The sequence below is a fragment of the Gilliamella sp. ESL0443 genome (assembly GCF_019469165.1).
Classification (GTDB): Bacteria; Pseudomonadota; Gammaproteobacteria; order Enterobacterales; family Orbaceae; genus Gilliamella; species Gilliamella apicola_E.
Window position 1 is genome coordinate 1,095,538 of the sequence record NZ_CP048263.1, and the last position, 17,882, is coordinate 1,113,419.

Annotated in this window: 15 protein-coding genes; 4 read left to right on the forward strand and 11 right to left on the reverse strand. The window is 34.1% G+C overall.

Features of this window, described 5'->3' with window-relative positions; genetic code table 11:
* Positions 1 to 87 precede the first annotated feature (87 nt).
* On the forward strand, positions 88 to 1,770 hold the full coding sequence (locus GYM76_RS05040) for an amidohydrolase (RefSeq protein WP_220226114.1): 1,683 nt from the start codon (positions 88 to 90) through the stop codon (positions 1,768 to 1,770).
* A 54-nt stretch (positions 1,771 to 1,824) separates the two neighbouring features.
* Here GYM76_RS05040 and GYM76_RS05045 read toward each other — a convergent pair whose 3' ends face one another.
* Together GYM76_RS05045 and GYM76_RS05050 are read right to left on the reverse strand one after the other, a co-directional pair.
* Positions 1,825 to 3,231, reverse strand: a complete 1,407-nt coding sequence (locus tag GYM76_RS05045) for a PTS fructose transporter subunit IIC (RefSeq protein WP_065563481.1) — start codon at positions 3,229 to 3,231, stop codon at positions 1,825 to 1,827.
* Positions 3,224 to 3,658, reverse strand: coding sequence for a PTS sugar transporter subunit IIA (locus tag GYM76_RS05050; protein ID WP_220226115.1), 435 nt, complete (start codon positions 3,656 to 3,658; stop codon positions 3,224 to 3,226). Before GYM76_RS05050 ends, GYM76_RS05045 begins: the two co-directional genes overlap by 8 nt.
* 724 nt (positions 3,659 to 4,382) lie before the next feature.
* Between GYM76_RS05050 and GYM76_RS05055 the strand changes: the two genes are divergently transcribed.
* On the forward strand, positions 4,383 to 5,267 hold the full coding sequence (locus tag GYM76_RS05055) for an SDR family NAD(P)-dependent oxidoreductase (RefSeq protein WP_220226116.1): 885 nt from the start codon (positions 4,383 to 4,385) through the stop codon (positions 5,265 to 5,267).
* A complete protein-coding gene (locus tag GYM76_RS05060; protein ID WP_220226117.1) occupies positions 5,264 to 6,793 on the forward strand; it encodes an AMP-binding protein in 1,530 nt (509 codons plus the stop codon). Before GYM76_RS05055 ends, GYM76_RS05060 begins: the two co-directional genes overlap by 4 nt.
* Positions 6,794 to 6,972: 179 nt before the next feature.
* On the opposite strand, the gene GYM76_RS05065 is transcribed toward GYM76_RS05060, so the two are convergent.
* The 7 genes from GYM76_RS05065 to GYM76_RS05095 all read right to left on the reverse strand — a co-directional run bounded on the left by GYM76_RS05065 (position 6,973) and on the right by GYM76_RS05095 (position 14,426).
* Positions 6,973 to 7,416 (reverse strand): hypothetical protein, encoded by a 444-nt coding sequence (locus GYM76_RS05065; RefSeq protein WP_220226118.1) that lies wholly within the window; start codon positions 7,414 to 7,416, stop codon positions 6,973 to 6,975.
* Positions 7,417 to 7,633: 217 nt separating this feature from the next.
* Complete coding sequence (locus GYM76_RS05070; RefSeq protein WP_220226119.1) at positions 7,634 to 7,774, reverse strand: hypothetical protein; 141 nt, start codon at positions 7,772 to 7,774, stop codon at positions 7,634 to 7,636.
* Between the two features lie 293 nt (positions 7,775 to 8,067).
* Entirely contained in the window at positions 8,068 to 8,559 is a 492-nt protein-coding gene (locus tag GYM76_RS05075; RefSeq protein WP_220226120.1) for a tetratricopeptide repeat protein, read from the reverse strand.
* Positions 8,541 to 9,152, reverse strand: coding sequence for a tetratricopeptide repeat protein (locus tag GYM76_RS05080; protein WP_220226121.1), 612 nt, complete (start codon positions 9,150 to 9,152; stop codon positions 8,541 to 8,543). Before GYM76_RS05080 ends, GYM76_RS05075 begins: the two co-directional genes overlap by 19 nt.
* Positions 9,153 to 9,479: 327 nt before the next feature.
* The gene (locus GYM76_RS05085) at positions 9,480 to 10,679 is read right to left on the reverse strand and encodes a tetratricopeptide repeat protein (protein ID WP_220226122.1); all 1,200 of its coding nucleotides are present in this window, start codon (positions 10,677 to 10,679) and stop codon (positions 9,480 to 9,482) included.
* 313 nt (positions 10,680 to 10,992) lie between these two features.
* Entirely contained in the window at positions 10,993 to 12,621 is a 1,629-nt protein-coding gene (locus tag GYM76_RS05090) for an SEL1-like repeat protein (protein ID WP_220226123.1), read from the reverse strand.
* Positions 12,622 to 12,932: 311 nt separating this feature from the next.
* Positions 12,933 to 14,426, reverse strand: a complete 1,494-nt coding sequence (locus tag GYM76_RS05095; protein WP_065563488.1) for a tetratricopeptide repeat protein — start codon at positions 14,424 to 14,426, stop codon at positions 12,933 to 12,935.
* A 575-nt stretch (positions 14,427 to 15,001) separates the two neighbouring features.
* Here GYM76_RS05095 and GYM76_RS05100 point away from each other — a divergent pair.
* Positions 15,002 to 16,384: an APC family permease gene (locus GYM76_RS05100; RefSeq protein ID WP_220226124.1), complete on the forward strand. Its 1,383-nt coding sequence runs from the start codon at positions 15,002 to 15,004 to the stop codon at positions 16,382 to 16,384.
* A gap of 120 nt (positions 16,385 to 16,504) precedes the next feature.
* Here GYM76_RS05100 and GYM76_RS05105 read toward each other — a convergent pair whose 3' ends face one another.
* Positions 16,505 to 16,768, reverse strand: coding sequence for an HPr family phosphocarrier protein (locus tag GYM76_RS05105; protein ID WP_065734887.1), 264 nt, complete (start codon positions 16,766 to 16,768; stop codon positions 16,505 to 16,507).
* A 147-nt stretch (positions 16,769 to 16,915) separates the two neighbouring features.
* Positions 16,916 to 17,851, reverse strand: a complete 936-nt coding sequence (locus GYM76_RS05110; protein ID WP_220226125.1) for a phosphatidate cytidylyltransferase — start codon at positions 17,849 to 17,851, stop codon at positions 16,916 to 16,918.
* Positions 17,852 to 17,882 lie beyond the last annotated feature (31 nt).

Here is a 17,882-nt window from a genome sequence, read left to right on the forward strand (position 1 = left end):
AAGAAAATTATTGCATTTGACAAATTTTTTATAAATCTGCTATCGTTCGCCTATCATTTTGAACTTCTACTTAAGGAATTACAAATAATGGCAAAAGCCGATGTTATTTATATTAATGGTTACATTTACACTGCAGACGAGCATGATACCGTTTGTGAAGCGCTTGCAATTAAAAATGGCTATATTATTGCAACTGGTACCACACAAGAGATAAATAACTCCCAATATGTTGATAATTGTACAATAATTCATGATCTACTAGGTAAAACAATGATGCCTGGCATAATTGATGCTCATCTACATACCTTTTGGGGCGGTATGCAATTATCATCATGTAATTTAAATTATCAAAGTTTAACTGTTGATACTACCTTAGCCATTATTCAAGAATATTTAGATAATGATTCCGCAGACAATAGTAAAAATTGGTTACAAGTTCGTGGCTGGTTGCGCCAAGAAGTGTTACCAATCGGAACCGACATTACCCGCTTTGATCTTGATAAACTTAATACCACGCGCCCCGTAATTCTGTTTTCAAATGATTGTCATACGCTTGTTGCAAATAGCATTGCTTTAGAAAAATTTGGACTTGACCGTAATACGCCAGAGCCTTCTGATGGAAAAATTGGACGCACTGAAGATGGCGAATTAAACGGTATATTAGAAGATGCCCCTGCTATGCGCGCGTTTGACAGCATCTCTAAAATTACCGATGAACAAGCAGTAAACATAGCTAAATTATCACAAACTGAATTAAATAAGCAAGGTGTAACGTCAGTTATGGATGCACGCATCACTGAAACACAAGCCGATGCATTTCTAAAATTACAACAACAAGATCAGCTCTCAATACGTTTATTTGGTGCACGTGAATTACCACCTGATGATGTCGGTACTATTGAGGATATTCCTGCTGTTATTGATCGCGTTAAACAATTTGCTAAGCGTTATGATGATAAAAACTGGCAACCTAAGCCAGGTATAAAAGTATCGCATACCAAATTATTTGTCGATGGAGTGATGCAAGCACCATTAATGACAGCTCGCTTACTAAAACCTTATCAATTAGAAAATGAAAAAGATCGCCTCGGTGATCTATATTATTCAACAGAGATGTTAGATGCATTAATACTCGAATCATCTAAAGCTGGATTTCATCCTCACATGCATACTGTTGGCGAAGGAGCAATTGAAGTTGTTCTTAACGCGATTGAAAAAATGCGAAAAACACTACCAGATGCGGATATTCGTCCAAGTACTGCACATAATGAACTCAGTGCAATGCATCAATTTGCTCGTTATAAACAATTGAAAACCAGTGTAGTATTTTCATTCCAATGGGCTGGCTGTAGCTCAGCAATGGTAGAACAATACGAAACCTTATTTGGTGCCGAACGCTATAATGGTTTAGAAGCCCACGGTCAGTATATAGATGCTGGAGTCACTTGTGCGTTTGGTAGCGATTGGCCAATTGATCCACTTAATGAATGGTATGATTTCCAAATCGCCATGACCAGACAAATTGATGCACAGCACCCTCGTTTAAATAGTGACCGCAATTTAACAGCGACCGAAGTCCTACGCTGTGCAACAATTGGCGCCGCTTATGTGTTAAAACAAGATGATTATATAGGCTCTATCGAAAAAGGAAAATTTGCAGATTTAATTATTTTAGATCGTAATCCATTTACCATTCCAGCAACGGATATTCAAAATGTCAAAGTATTAACGACGATTGTTGGAGGGAAAACAGTTTATCAACACGCCTAATAATCGTTAAAAAATTTATTACCCCGCCTATTAGTCGGGGTAATTTTTCAATGATTAATCAGCATCAACAATAACATCGCCTTCCACTGCTGGTTTTCGAGAAAAATGTAAAATCGCAGCAATAATAAATGCTCCGATAAACATATCAATGACATACCATAATGCACCTTTGGTTACACCACCTAACGCAACTAAACCACCAAATGCAACTAATGAATCAATACCATTAATCATGCCTAGCATTCCCGCAACTGCTGTACCAACAACGATCGCAATAATAACGCGTTTTGGATCTTTAGCCGCAAATGGAATCGCCCCTTCTGTAATACCAGCTAGGGATAAAAAGAACGCAGTAATACCAAACTCTTTTTCTTCCTTAGTATATTTAGAGCGAGACACAATTAAAGAAGAAATAGCCAATCCTAAAGGAGGAATTGCACAGCACATACGAAATACACCATTAGGACCGTAAACACCTTCTGCCATAGCTGCTAATGTAAAGGCTGTAGCTGCTTTACTACATGGTCCGCCCATATCTAGCGCTGCAAGAACACCAATTCCTATACCTAAAAATGCCGCGTTAACTTCAGACATGCCTTTTAAAGTTTCGACCATCGCTTTTACAAACCAATCTAGCGGATATGACAAGCCATAAATATAAATAGGAGCCATAACTAATAAGGTCACAGTTGGAATAATCATAACCGGCATAACCGAGGCAATAACTGGATGGACTTTAACTGTTTTAAACCATTTTACAAAATAACCAATTAAAACACCGAAAATCATAGCACCAATAAAGCCTGTACTTACATGATTAGCACCAATTGGATTATTTACTACATACCCCATAATAAATGCTGGAGCTAAAGCGGCATTTCCACCAATCGAATAAGCCATATATGCCGCAAGAACAGGTACCATCATTGCAAAGCCATAAAACGCAACTTGCTGTAAATCGGCAAAGAATTGATTACTTGGTAAAATAGTGTCACCAGTTACATGACCTGTCATTAACACTATTGAAAAAAGAATACCTGAAGCAATAATAACTGGTAAAAATTTACTGATACCGGTATTTAATGACCTAAATATTTCTTTTCCAATACTCTCCTTAACTTCTTTTTTTGATGATAGTGCTTCAGCATTGTTAAAAATATTAACCGTGTTTTTAACCGCTTCACCGGTGCTGACCTTAATCACATTTTTAAAAGGTTCTAACCTTTCAGCATTATCAATAGAAATATCTGTTGCTAACAAAATCACATCAGCACTTTTTAAATCTTGTTCTGTTAAAACATTATCAATCCCTGCTGCGCCTTGTGTTTCGACCTTACAATCCCATCCTCGTTTTTTAGCTTCATTTTCAATTTTTTGTTTAGCAATATAAGTATGAGCCATACCCGCTGTACAGGCACATATGGCCACAATTTTTTTATTTTTTAGCGATTCTTTACTCATATAAACCTCGGATTAATTTTGCTACAGTTTGAATATCACTATTTAAAAGTTCTTCAATAAAATCATCATCAGCCAAATTAGATGCCAATTTAGCAATTATTGTCAAATGCTCTTTATCCGCATTTTCTGGAGCGCCAATCATTACCACTAACTTAACTTTATTTTCATTATTCCAAATTACTCCTGGATTATACTTACCGACAACAATAAATGGTGTTTTTACTGCGCTACTTTTAGCATGAGGCAAAGCAATATCTGTTAGTACATCTGTATCCATTTCTTTTTCATGATTCATAACATCTTGGAAAAATTGTGTGACATTGTTTAAATACTCGTTACTGTTTTCTGCCATTAATTTGACCACTAATGATTTATCTTGAGCAAGATTATCAGTTAGTTCGACGGGAATAACCGGAATTAAAGCCATAAATATGTCCTCTTGATAATTATTTAGTATAAAATTTTAGTAAAATAAAGATATACAAAACAAATATATAACGTTCATTTTTTATTTACACTTAATTTTTTGATTAAATAATTTGATCTTGCTCACAAATATGAAATATTTAAAATTTATTGATGATTAAAGTAATCATTACTTTCAATAGCAAATTATCACACCGAATAAAACTAGTTGATAAAAATTAACTGCTGAGCAGCAACCAATTATTGCGTTATAAAAGAAGTAAAAATTCTAGATGTTGAGAATAACATTCTAAAAATCTCACATGTACTTAACCAATTATCAAATATTAAGATAACATGCTGGCTTTTAAAATTTGTGCTGCATTGAAAAGTAAAGCTTGCATTCGAATTGCATAATCAAAGATTTATAAATCAGTGAAATATGGAGTAATATTATTACAATTTAAAGCATCATCAAGGGTTTAAGCAATCATTTGTTTTCAGCAGATAATAATACTTGAACGTTTAAAAGAATAATCTTCAAGTTTATTAAGCTTTACATTCAACTCTGATGCAGCAAAATTTTTAATAGGGGAAAAGCAATCTAATAAATAACTTGCTTGAAATACTGACAGTTAGAAATTAATACAATAATTTCAAGTTTCTTAAGGAAGGTCTGTTTTTTATTTAGATATAAACTTTAAAATCAACTTATTTTAAAAAACATTAACTTGTTGACTGATTGAATGTTTACCTTATACTATGCGCAATTGTTTACCGGCAGTACAAAAATGTTCAACTCCTCAAATCTTCTTAATTGTGTACTCTTTCCAATCGTTAAGCCTAATTATTCAAAATTAAAATGCCAATTAGAAAATAAAGTGATTGTCATTACCGGCGCTAGCTATGGAATTGGTGAAAGTCTGGTTAATCTTTTAGCCAATATTCAATGTCATCTTATTTTAGTCGCTAGAACACATGATAAATTAATAAATATACAGCAGTCATTAGCTCACAAAAAAGCTAAGATTGATATATTTTCGGTTGATTTGCGCGAATCGGAACAATTGGATAATTTAATTACTAATTTACAGCGACACTCTGTTGATATCTTAATCAATAATGCTGGCAAATCAATTTGTCGGTCAATACTGCAATCATTATCACGTATGCATGATTTTGATAGAACGATGAAGTTAAATTATTATGCACCGGTCAAACTCTGCTTGGCGTTAATTCCCCAATTACAGCGTAATCAAGGGCAAATTATTAATGTTTCTGCCATAAACGTACTTTTAGCCCCAACGGCTAATTGGGCTGCTTATCAAGCCTCAAAAACGGCCTTTGACCAATGGTTAAGCTGTGCAAGGCCAGAATTGGAAAATCAGAAAATCAATGTTTCAACAGCTTATTTATCTCTTGTTAAAACACGAATGATTGAACCTACTAAGATTTATAAGAGATTTCCTGCCTTACAAGCTGATAAAGCTGCAGCCATAATCTGTCGTTTATTACAAACAAAAAAACATCAATATAAACCATGGTGGACCATTATAGTTCAACTTGCCTCATTATTTTTTAATAATATTTGGGTTAAATTGAACCGTTATTTTTTGAAGAAAACGCTATGATAAAACTTATTAAAGCGCTATATAAAAAGAAATTATTAACTTTACTAGGCATTTGGCACTTATTAAATAGCGTTCATATTGTTGGTATCAATTTAATGGCGTTGCTTTATGTTCGTCAAAAGCTTTCTCCTAACCAAATTGCTATCGATGAGAATGGCACTGGCACTGATTATCGCACTCTTTTTAATCAATCTCAGCACCTTGCCAAACAATTAGCGATTAATTTTAAAATAAAGCGTCATCAAAAAGTCGCTATTATAGCGCACAACCACCTACTCTTAGTTCACACTTTATTTGCAATGACAAGATTAGGCGTTGATGTTTATCTTATCAATACTGAACTGTCGACAAATCAACTTAAGTCCATTCACGAAAATGTCGGTTTTGACTGGATAATTCATGATCCAGAAATAGAGTGTTTATCAAATGTAAAAAGCTTACCCATTTATCATGAAAGCCTTATGTCAATTCACTCTCTATTAGCTTCAACGTCAACAATTGATGTAAAAATTAAAACGACCCACTTCTCAAAAATTACAGTTTTAACGAGTGGTACAACAGGACGTTTTAAATTAGCAGAACGCAACAGTAAGGCACAAAATTTTATTAGTCCATTTTGTCAACTACTGGTGAAACTAAATCTTTTCCGTTATCAAAAAATCTATATTGCAACGCCTATTTATCATGGGTTTGGTATGGCAAGTTTATGTATAGCTGTGTTATTAGGTGCGACAATGTTTTTAACAAAAAAATTTGATAGTCAAAAAGCATGCAGGTTAATTGCTAGTAACCAAATAGAGGTGGTCACACTTGTTCCTTTAATGTTAAATAGGATGCTGAAATGCTCTAAACATCAACTCACTAGTTTAAAATGTATTATTACCGGAGGCGCGCCAATTACAGCAATATTAGTTGATCAAGTCATTGCTACACTTGGAAAGATATTATTCAATTTGTATGGTACATCAGAAGCAGGCGTTTGCATGATTGCCTCGCCTGATGCTCTCTCTATCAAGCCAGAAACCATTGGTAAACCGCTGAGAGGATTATCAACAAAATTACAGAAGCAAAACAATGAATCACAAAAACACCATGAGCTGTTTATTAAATGTGCTTGGTCAACTGTAGGCAACCATTGGGTTTCAACAGGAGATTTAGTCTATCAAGATGCTGACGGTTATTACTTTTTAGCAGGTCGCGTTGATGATATGATTGTTTCAGGTGGTGAAAATGTTTATCCATATGAACTTGAACACTGCTTATCAACTCATCCGGAAATTAATGATGTAACAGTGATAAGTGTGCCGGATGAAGAATTCGGGCAAAGATTGGTCGTCTTTATTGTTTTAAATCCTAATACCGAACAATCCGAAACTAAAATACAGGACTGGCTTAAATCAAAAATAGCCCGTTATCAGATGCCCAAAAAAATCATTTTTATAGAAGAACTACCTATGACAAGTATTGGAAAAATAAACCGTAAAAAATTACAAAAGCTATTTTTTAATCATTTAAGTAATGCATAACATTTAGTTAGCAATAAATGAACTGTTGTCCATTATTATATTCTAATAAAAATTTTTCTTAGAAAGGTATTATGAATTTGTAGGCGGCGCTATTTAACCTCTACTTTGAGTTACTCTTCTTGAAAAATAAGCCTGAAAAGTTGACTGGTTTATTTCTAGTTTTCAGTATTTATTTATGGTTAACGTCCTAAAAAAATATCTTTACTGGATCTAGAACTCTCATCTTTAATTTGTTTCTTCTTTTCTATTAAATAGTTATTTGCTTTGATATATATATCTTTATCGCATTCAATGTTTAAGATTAATTTATTATTACTTTTATTTATGACGAGAAAATGATTATCCTTATAATCAAAAATAATATTTTCTACCGATGTAGCGCCTTTATTAAAATTAGATAAATTATAATAATATCTGAAAGTTACATATTGTTTTGAGATATGAATATAACCATACTCTTTTTCATCAACTTTAGCAAAAATTTTTAATGTTAAAGAATCCTCATCTTCAATTTTATCATATTTATAGGATTTTATATAAAACTTAGGGCTAGTAAATGAGCACGTAAATAACAAAGATATTATTAAAAAAGTTATAACTGAAATTACCTTAAAGATTTTCATATCATTATACCTGCTGCTTAAGATGCACTATACATAGAACTTGCACATTGTCTTTTGAGCAAATTATATCCTTTTGTTGTATTTACCACATCATAATTATCAACATACATTTTTAAAATTAGACATTTGCATATCATCTACAACAAAACTTGTTCCTTTGAGACTAACGAACGAGAAAAACAAAACTTGAATTAAAAGAAAAATTTTTCCATTATGCCTATCCCTCTATTTTTAAATTTAAATCTTCTGGTGCTATGAAGATAGTTTCTTTGAAACCAACGCTTTTAGATGCTCCAACCAGAACTTTCTTTATTATCTTTTTCAACTCACCAATACCCATCCTAATTAATATATCCATAGCTTTTCTAGATATTAAAAGACCGTCCCCGAAGGGATTAACGAGAGTATTATAATCATGCGTATAAGCATGAACTTTGGTTATCTTCCTTTTAGTTTTATGGGATCTTGGCTTATATTGGTTCCGGTATTACTGTCGTAATATCGGAACCGATTAGATAAGCAGAAGCGTTGAAACTTTAAAAGGATTATGCATTACCATTCTAACACGAGCTGCTTTACTCATTCCGTCAGTTTAAAAATCAGCACTGGCGAGATATCAACACCATATATCTCCTTATATAGAAATAATGTTTATTTCATTCCTTTATTAAGGATATAGCAACTTTCTTTAAATTTTAGCTCACAAGCTTGTTCAAAATACTTTTTAGCTAACTCGCTATTTTTTTCAATACCATCACCTTTATAATACATAACGCCTAAATCATGCATTGCTTCAGTGTTACCATTATCTACAGATTTTTTATACCAAAATAGTGCTTTCTCTTTATCGACTTCGACTCCCTCACCTTCTTCATACATGCGTGATAAACCATATTGCGCAATAGAAACCCCTTGTTCCGCTGCCTGAGTAAGCCAATATAGCGCTTTTTCAGTATTTTCTTCGACGCCGTCGCCGTTGTAATACATAAATGCTAAATTAAACTGAGCATCTTTATCTCCCTGCTCAGCCTCAGTGTTACAAGCAATAAAAACTTTATCAAAAGCTTTTTGTTCAAAATAGTTAGCGCAATTATTAGCGTAATCCGTCGTCGATAATAATGCTGTTAATACAACATATACCAATATAGCGCTTTTTCTTTATTTCCTTCATGATCAAACATCCAGGCTAAACCACTGTGCTGCGCATAAACAAACCCTTGTTTAGTAGCTTTAGTGTACCAATAGAGCACTTTTTTTCTATTTTTATCGAAATTGAACGACCGCCCTAATTCATATTGAGCAACAATAAATCCTTGCTCTGCTGCTTTAGTGAGCCATTTTTCACGTTCAAACCTATTGGATAAATCATATTGCGCTTGAACAGATCCGGCTTCCGCTGCTTGAGTGAGCCAATAGAGTGCTTTTTCTTTGTTTTCCTCGACTTCCTCACCTTCTTCATACATGCGTGATAAACCATATTGCGCAATAGAAACCCCTTGTTCCGCTGCCTGAGTAAGCCAATATAGTGCTTTTTCAGTATTTTCTTCGACACCGTAGCCGTTGTAATACATAAATGCTAAATTAAACTGAGCATCTTTATCTCCCTGCTCAGCCTCAGTGTTACAAGCAATAAAAGCTTTATCAAAACCTTTTTGTTCGAAATAGGTAGCGCAATGATTAGCGTAAGCCGTCGTCGATAATAATGCTGTTAATACAACAAATAGTACTTTTTTCATTAGTTTTCCTTAAATTCCTAAAAATAATAATAATTTTTTTATTTTGCCTGCTGGCAAGAAAAGAACAAAAATACGCTTACTATCTATTACTTGTTAACAATGTACTTTTAAATCGCTTATCGGTATATGCAGTTGATAAAATGACTAACACGCCAACCCAATATCTTGAGCCGTATTAAAATGTCACTGTTAAGCTAATTTATATCAAAAAAGTGATTGTGTTAACAGAAGAAATAACATTTTGAGTCTATATAAAAAAAGAACTGCCTTAATATATGAGGCAGTTCTTTTAACATGTTTCTAATTTGCATGACTTATGAATAATGTTTATTTGATTCCTTTGTGAAGGATATCGCAACTTTCTTTAAATTTTAACTCACAAGCTTGTTCAAAATACTTTTTAGCTAACTCGCTATTTTTTTCAATACCATCACCTTTATAATACATAACGCCCAAATCATGCATTGCTTCAGTGTTACCATTATCTACAGATTTTTTATACCAAAATAGTGCTTTTTCTTTATCGACTTCGATCTCGTATCCTTTGTCATACATATGTGCTAAACGATATTGTGTTTGACTAAGCTCTTTTTTCATTGCGTTACTGAGCCAATATACCGTTTTATCTTTATTAACTTCGAGACCGTCTCCTTTGTCATACATTTCTGCTAAATCATATTGCGCTTGAGCAATTCCATATTCTGGTACATCGCTTTTTCTAGGTAACCTCTTACGTAGTTCTGCTATAACATCGTCACTTTCATTATTCAAAACTGCTAAATAATACTGCGCCTCAACATATCCTTTTTTTACTGCTTTCGTGTACCAATATACTGCTTTCTCTTTATTGACCTCAACACTGTCTCCTTTATCATATCTCTTTGCTAACTCGAATTGCGCCCAACCATCCCCTCGTTCCGCAGCTTTTGTATACCAATACACCGCTTTTTCTTGATTGACTTCGACACCGAGCCCATAGTTATAAATGTTTGCTAATCCAATTTGTGCAGAAATAAGCCCCTGTTGCTCAGCTTTAGTATACCAATATAGCGATTTTTCTTTATTACCATGTTGCCCTAAATCATATTGCGCAACAACAAATCCTTGCTCTGCTGCTTTAGTGAGCCATTTTTCACGTTCAAACCTTTCGGATAAATCATATTGTGCTTGAACAGATCCGGCTTCCGCTGCTTGAGTGAGCCAATATAGTGCTTTTTCTCTGTTTTCCTCGACTCCCTCACCTTCTTCATACATGCGTGATAAACCATATTGCGCAACAGAAACCCCTTGTTCCGCTGCCTGAGTAAGCCAATTTAGTGCTTTTTCTGTATTTTTTTCGACGCCGTCGCCGTTGTAATACATAAATGCTAAATTAAACTGAGCATCTTTATCTCCCTGCTCAGCCTCAGTGTTACAAGCAATTAACGCTTGAGCAAAGTCTTTTTGTTCGAAATAGGTGGCGCAATTATTAGCGTAAGCCGTCGTCGATAATAATGCTGTTAATACAACAAATTGTACTTTCTTCATTAGTTTTCCTTAATTTCCTTAAATATAATAATTTTTTTATTTTGTCTGCTGGCAAAAATACGCTTACTATCTATTACTCGTTAACAATGTACTTTTAAATGACTTATGGGATATGGAGTTGATAAAATGGTTAACACGCCAACCAAATATCTTTAGCCGTTTTAAAAAGTCACTGTTAAGCTAATTTATATCAAAAAAGTGATTGTGTTAACAGAAGAAATAACATTTTGAGTCTATATAAAAAAAGAACTGCCTTAATATGTGAGGCAGTTCTTTTAACATGTTTCTAATTTGCCTGACTTATGAATAATGTTTATTTGATTCCTTTGTGAAGGATATCGCAACTTTCTTTAAATTTTAGCTCACAAGCTTGTTCAAAATACTTTTTAGCTAACTCGCTATTTTTTTCAATACCATCACCTTTATAATACATAACGCCCAAATCATGCATTGCTTCAGTGTTACCATTATCTACAGATTTTTTATACCAAAATAGTGCTTTTTCTTTATCGGATTCGATACCGTCACCTTGGTCATACATACGTGCTAACTCATATTGCGCAGCAGTATGCTCTTCTTGCGCATCACCATCCCATAGTTCAGCGACTTTTGTGTACCAATATAATGCTTTCCTTTTATCAACTTTGACCCCATCACCTTCAGCATATATACTTGCCAAAGAATATTGCGCCCCAACAAACCCTTCTTCCTCTCCTTGAGCTTGAGAAAACCAATATGACGCTTTTTCCTGATTGACTTCGACACCATCTCCTTGGTCATACATATATGCTAACTCTAATTGCGCAGAAATATCCCCTTCTTCAGCTGCTTTTGTGTACCAATATAATGCTTTACTTTTATTAGGTTTGACCCTATTGCCTTCGGCATACATATGTGCCAAATCAGATTGCGCTTCAACAACCCCATATTCTTGTCTTTCTCCTTGAGCTTTAGCTCGAGAGTACCAATATCGTGCTTTTTCTTTATTGACTTCGATACCCTCACCTTGGTCATACCTATATGCTAACTCTAATTGCGCAGAAATATACTTTCCTTCCGCTAATTTGGTATACCAATATAGCGCTTTTTCTTTATTGATTTCGCCATCTATACCTTGGTCATACATAAGAGCTAACTCATATTCTCCATCAGCAAGTCCTTCTTCCACTTCTTCAACTTTAGAGTACCAATATGCTGCTTTTTCTTTATTGATTTCGACACCCTTACCTTGGTCATACATATATGCTAACTCAAATTGCGCAAATTCATACCCCAGTTCCGCTGCTTGAGTGTACAAATAGAGGGCTTTTTCTTTATCGACTTCGACACCATCTCCTATTTCATACATACGTGCTAAATGATATTGCGCCTCACTAAGCCCATGTTCCATTGCTTTAGTAAACCAATAGAGGGCTTTTTCTTTATTTTTTTCGACACCGTCACCTCTATAATAAAGAAGCGCTAAATCATTTTCCGCCTTATCAAACCCATGTTCTGCTGCTTGAGTGAGCCAATATAGCGATTTTTCTTTATTGACTTCAATACCGTTATCGTCAACATACATAAGTGCTAACTGATATTGCGCCTCAAGAAATCCTTGTTCCGCTGCTTTTGTGAACCAATAGAGTGCTTTATCTTTATCAATACCGACACCATACCCATTGTTATACGTCTGTGCTAAATCATATTGCGCCTTAACATGGCCTTGTTCCCCTGCTTCTGCGTACCAATAGAGTGCTTTTTCTTTATTGTCGGCACCTATACGTTCGTCATATATAAGTGCTAAATTATACTGAGCTTCCCTATCTCCTTGATCAGCCTCAGTGTTACAAGCAATAAACGCTTGATCAAAATTGTTTTGTTCATAATAGGTCGCGCAATTATTAGCGTAAGCCGTCGTCGATAATAATGTTGTTAATACAACAAATTGTACTTTTTTCATTAGTTTTCCTTAATTTCCTTAAATATAATAATTTTTTTATTTTGTCTGCTGGCAAAAATAGAACAAAATACGCTTACTATCTATTACTCGTTAACAATGTACTTTTAAATCGTTTATCGGTATATGGAGTTAATAAAATGTTATCATATCAACCAAATATCTTGGGCCTAATTAAAAAGTCACTGTTAAATCAATCTATATCAAAAAAGATTGGGATAACAGAATCAATGACATTTTGAGTCTGTATAAAAAATTGTCTTAATATATAAGACATTTTTAGCATATATATTTTCAATATGAATTAATCGTGTTTATTTAAGGGAATTATAATCATCACATCCTTTATCAAAACCAAGCGAACAAGCTTGCTTAAAATACCTTTTTGCTAACGCTATATCTTTTTTTACTCCGTCTCCGTGGTGATACATAAGTCCTAAATTATATTGCGCTTCACTATACCCTTGTTCCGCTGCTTTTGTGTACCAATATAATGCTTTCTTTTTATCAACTTTGACCCCATCACCTTCAGCATAAATACTTGCCAAATAATATTGATCTACCATAAACTCATCTTCCTCTTCTTGAGCTAGAGATAGAACTTGAGCTTGAGAATACCAATATAGTACTTTTTCTTTATTAACTTCGACACCAACTCCTTGGTCATACAAATAGGCTAACTCTAATTGCGCAGAGATATCCCCTTGTTCCGCCGCTTTGGTGTACCAATATAGTGCTTTTTCTTTATTGATTTGGACCCGATCTCCTTGGTCATACATACGTGCTAAATTATATTGCTCATCACCATTTCCTTGTTTGGTAGCTTTAGTATACCAATCTAGCGATTTTTCTTTATTGACTTCAACACCATCTCCTTGGTCATAGATATATGCTAACTCTAACTGCGCAAAAATATGACCTTGTTCCGCTGCTTGGGTGTACCAACTCCGTACTTTTTCTTTATTGTTTTCGACACCATCTCCGACTTCATACATACGTGCTAAATTGTATTGCGCGTCACCATCCCCTTGTTTGGCGGCTTTGGTATACCAATATAGCGCTTTTTCTTTATTGACCTCGACACCATCTCCGACTTCATACAAACGTGCTAAATTAAATTGCGCATAACTAGCGCCTTGCTCAGCGGCTTTAGTATACCAATATAATGTTTTTTCGATATTTCTTTCGAGACCTTCCCCTTTGTAATACATAAGGCCTAAATTATATTGCGCGTCACCATACCCTTGTTTGGCGGCTTTAGTAAACCAATATAGGGCTTTTTCTTTATTGACTTCGACACCGAATCCTCTGTTATACATAGCCCCTAAATTAAATTGTGCATTACTAAGACCTTGTTCAGCGGCTTTAGTATACCAATATAATTCTTTTTCAATATTTTGTACGACGCCTTCCCCATTACCATACATAACCCCTAAATTATATTGCGCTTCACTATGCCCTTGTTCAGCGGCTTTAGTATACCAATATAGTGCTTTCTCTTTATTGACTTCGATATCCCATCCTATGTAATAATTATATGCTAAATCAAATTGCGCTTGAGCAAATCCAGCTTCCGCTGCTTTTGTTTCCCAATATAGTCCTTTTTCAATATTTTCTTCAACGCCATCGCCGTTGTAAAACATTAGTGCTAAATTATACTGAGCTTCCCTATCTCCCTGCTTAGCCTCAGTATTACAAGCAATAAAAGCTTTATCAAAATCTTTTTGTTCATAATAGGTAGCACAATGATTAGCGTAAACCGTCGTCGAGAATAATGCAGTTAATGCAACAAGGGGGATGTTTTTCATAAGTTCCCTAAATTTCCTTAAATATAATAATTTTTTTATTTTGCCTACTGACAAGAAAAGAATAGGCTTACTCTCTATTACTTTTTAACAATGTACTTTATGCGTATGTGGAGTTGAAAAAATTGTTAACACGCCAATTATTGGATCACATAAAAATGTCACTATTATTAGAAAAGTATTTAACCATAATATTCCTATAAATATATTTTCTCATTACTTTATATCAAATCCTTAATATTTCCCTTTCTTCAGAAATTAAAAATGCGATTTATTTTTATAGGCAAATAACCTTGGTTTAATCTATTTTTATTCTTATTCATAATAGAGAGCTTAACCTAAATATAAATCACTTTCTTTGAGTCTAAAAAATCTATTTTTATTAAGAATTGTTCAGAAATAATTCATATTAAATGGTTAAATCCAGAATTTACTAAATTAAATGTCAATATAATAAAAATTAGCTTGCATAATTATGATAATGTGGCAGAATTCCCTGCCGCTTCAAGCGGGTAAAAGGCAAAACTATACTTAGTAGTTTTTTATTGTTTTTTGGGACAGAGGAGCAAAAATAAATCATGTCCGCAATAAAAATGAAACGAGTTTTAACCACACCTGCATTAATTGCATTTGGTTTAGCTTATATGGTTCCTTTAGGGATCTTTACCACTTATGGGGAAGTTACCGTTGTCAGTAATGGACACTTACCTATAGCCTACATCATCACCCTTGCCATGATCTTTTTCACAGCATTGAGTTACTGCCGAATGGCAAATAAACTCCCTATTGCTGGTTCGGCGTATACCTATGTACAACGAACTTTTGGTGGAAAAGTTGGTTTCTTAGTTGGTTGGGCACAAATTCTTGATTACCTATTTTTACCAATATTAAATTATTTGGTTTTAGGAATATATCTACATGAGCACTTTGAGAATATTCCAGCCTATGTATTTGTATTAGTATCGATTATGGGTGTCAGTATATTAAATTATCTTGGAATCAAGTTAATCAATTGGGCCAATATCACTTTAAATTTATTTCAAGCGTTATTTATCGTATTGTTTATTATTATAACTTTAATAAATGTTGATTTAACACCTGAAGCGATGCTCAAACCAATATCTGTTACACCAGATGACTTTAGTGGTTTATTTTCTGGAGCCGCCATATTATGCCTTGCATTTTTAGGTTTTGATGCAATAGCGACACTGGCTGAAGAATCAAATGAAGCGAAAAAAACCTTACCAAGAGCTATTATTGGCACCGTACTTATTGCTGGTTGTATATTCCTAGTTGTTTCCTATTGTGCGCATTTAGCGTATCCGCAATGGACTGATTTTGTTGATAATAGAGATACAGCGAGTTTGGATGTAATGCATAGAGTTGATAGCATAAGTCATTTAAGCGATATTTTCGGCAAGTATGGAGATAATTTTATTTATAATTTCTTCCAAACAGCATATCTAACAGGTGTATTTGCCTCAACCATGACAGCCCAAACTAGCGTTTCTCGAATTTTTTATGCTATGGGACGTGAAGGTGTATTACCTAAAAGAATCTTCTATAGAATTCATCCACGTTTTAGAACACCTTACTTATCAATAATTTTTGTTTCTATTTTTTCATTATTCTCTTTGGTTCTTGATTTAACCTTAGTGATATCGATGATAAGTTTTGGTGCATTAGTCGCTTTTACCTTTGTCAACCTATGCGTTATCAAAAGCTACTTAGGTGGTGAAACCAAGAAAACAGTGTTGATGCTATTAAAATATGGACTAATGCCTGCAATTGGTTTACTACTTTCGTTGTGGCTATGGACTAGCCTTGAATCGACAGCAATGATGGTTGGATTGATTTGGTTGGCTTTTGGATTCTGTTATTTACTTTATTTAACTCGATTTTTTACAACAACATTACCATCAATTGATCATTCGGAATTGGATTCAATTATCAAAGATTAGATAATTCTATTAGGTCTACTTAAAAGTATTTAGTTCATGCCCTTTAAAAATAATCCCGTCGACCAAGGTCGACGGGATTTTTATTTTTAAGTAATAAAACTTGATTAAAATCGCTTAAAATTATTCACCAAAACCTGTAGCAAATAATTCACGGATTTCATCCATAGCTGCTTTTTCATCTTCACCATCACAGATGATTTCAACAGTTGAACCACCTTTAACGCCAGCACCAAGTAAACCCATCATACTTTTTAATTTAATAGCTTTATCGTTATAAACAAGTTCAATTGATGATTTATAACGACCAGCTAATTTAACAAGTGTCGTTACTGGGCGGGCATGTAAACCAGTTGAATTTTTTACTACCATTTGCTCTTTTAGCATATTATATGTCCTTACTTATATCTAACGTTAATACGATACCTGTATTTATATCATAAATTCATTTTTTTTGCTCTTTTTTAGCGTTAATTTTTGAAATTTATTCATAACATTCTGATTATTAATAGCTGTTTATTAATAATACTAAAATTACTCTACCCAGAAATATCTCACCACATGGAAAAAAATTGGAGCAGCAAAACAGATTGAATCGAAGCGATCAAGTATTCCTCCATGACCACCTATAAGCCTTCCCCAGTCTTTTACACCCCGATCACGTTTGATAGCAGACATCACTAATCCCCCAAAAAAGCCCAAGAGTGTAATCATTAGCGAAATTAAACCCGATTGCAGAAAAGTAAAAGGCGTGATCCAAAACATACATGCCCCAATAAAACTGGCTGATAAAATACCGCCAACAAACCCTTCTATCGTTTTCGCTGGTGAGACATTTGGGCTAATTTTATGTTTTCCAAATAATTTTCCAAAAACGTATTGCAATACATCTGATAGCTGAACGACGAGTACTAGATAAGCGATTAACAACAGGTTACGACCTTGATAATTTTCGATGTCTAACACTAATAATGCTGGCACACATGAAATACAATAAACCGTAATCATCAATCCCCATTGCACATCCGCTATTCTTTCTAAAAAATTTCGGGTCGATCCTGTAATTGTAGCAAATATTGCCAGGAACAAAAACGCATAAACTGGAATAAAGATACTGAATAGACCATACCAAGCATAAGCGACCAAAATATATTGCACAGGTAAAGCGATACCAAATGCAAAAATTAATGCAAAATAGTCGTAGCGATTAATCGGCGTTAAAATAAGAAATTCACGTAAAGCTAAGCCCGAAACAATAAAAAACAAAAATATCACTGCCAATTGACCTAACCAAAAAGCTCCACCAATAATGGCTACCATCACCCACCATGCATTAATTCGAGCATTTAAATTATCAATACTGGGGGATTTGAAGCGGTATTTTAGAAGCTGACCAATTATCGATGCTACTAACAAAAACAAACCGATGCCCAAAAACAATAAAAATGTATCATATTGATAATGGGACATCTTAATTCTCCTTGTGTGTAATGTTACAAAA

Coding starts and splice junctions, on each gene's coding strand:
- GYM76_RS05065 (WP_220226118.1), bottom strand. CDS start 7,416: ATGAAAATCTTTAAGGTAATTTCAGTTATAACTTTTTTAATAATATCT.
- GYM76_RS05100 (WP_220226124.1), top strand. CDS start 15,002: ATGTCCGCAATAAAAATGAAACGAGTTTTAACCACACCTGCATTAATT.
- GYM76_RS05095 (WP_065563488.1), bottom strand. CDS start 14,426: ATGAAAAACATCCCCCTTGTTGCATTAACTGCATTATTCTCGACGACG.
- GYM76_RS05070 (WP_220226119.1), bottom strand. CDS start 7,774: ATGGATATATTAATTAGGATGGGTATTGGTGAGTTGAAAAAGATAATA.
- GYM76_RS05040 (WP_220226114.1), top strand. CDS start 88: ATGGCAAAAGCCGATGTTATTTATATTAATGGTTACATTTACACTGCA.
- GYM76_RS05110 (WP_220226125.1), bottom strand. CDS start 17,851: ATGTCCCATTATCAATATGATACATTTTTATTGTTTTTGGGCATCGGT.
- GYM76_RS05080 (WP_220226121.1), bottom strand. CDS start 9,152: ATGAAAAAAGTACTATTTGTTGTATTAACAGCATTATTATCGACGACG.
- GYM76_RS05060 (WP_220226117.1), top strand. CDS start 5,264: ATGATAAAACTTATTAAAGCGCTATATAAAAAGAAATTATTAACTTTA.
- GYM76_RS05045 (WP_065563481.1), bottom strand. CDS start 3,231: ATGAGTAAAGAATCGCTAAAAAATAAAAAAATTGTGGCCATATGTGCC.
- GYM76_RS05090 (WP_220226123.1), bottom strand. CDS start 12,621: ATGAAAAAAGTACAATTTGTTGTATTAACAACATTATTATCGACGACG.
- GYM76_RS05085 (WP_220226122.1), bottom strand. CDS start 10,679: ATGAAGAAAGTACAATTTGTTGTATTAACAGCATTATTATCGACGACG.
- GYM76_RS05055 (WP_220226116.1), top strand. CDS start 4,383: ATGTTTACCTTATACTATGCGCAATTGTTTACCGGCAGTACAAAAATG.
- GYM76_RS05105 (WP_065734887.1), bottom strand. CDS start 16,768: ATGCTAAAAGAGCAAATGGTAGTAAAAAATTCAACTGGTTTACATGCC.
- GYM76_RS05050 (WP_220226115.1), bottom strand. CDS start 3,658: ATGGCTTTAATTCCGGTTATTCCCGTCGAACTAACTGATAATCTTGCT.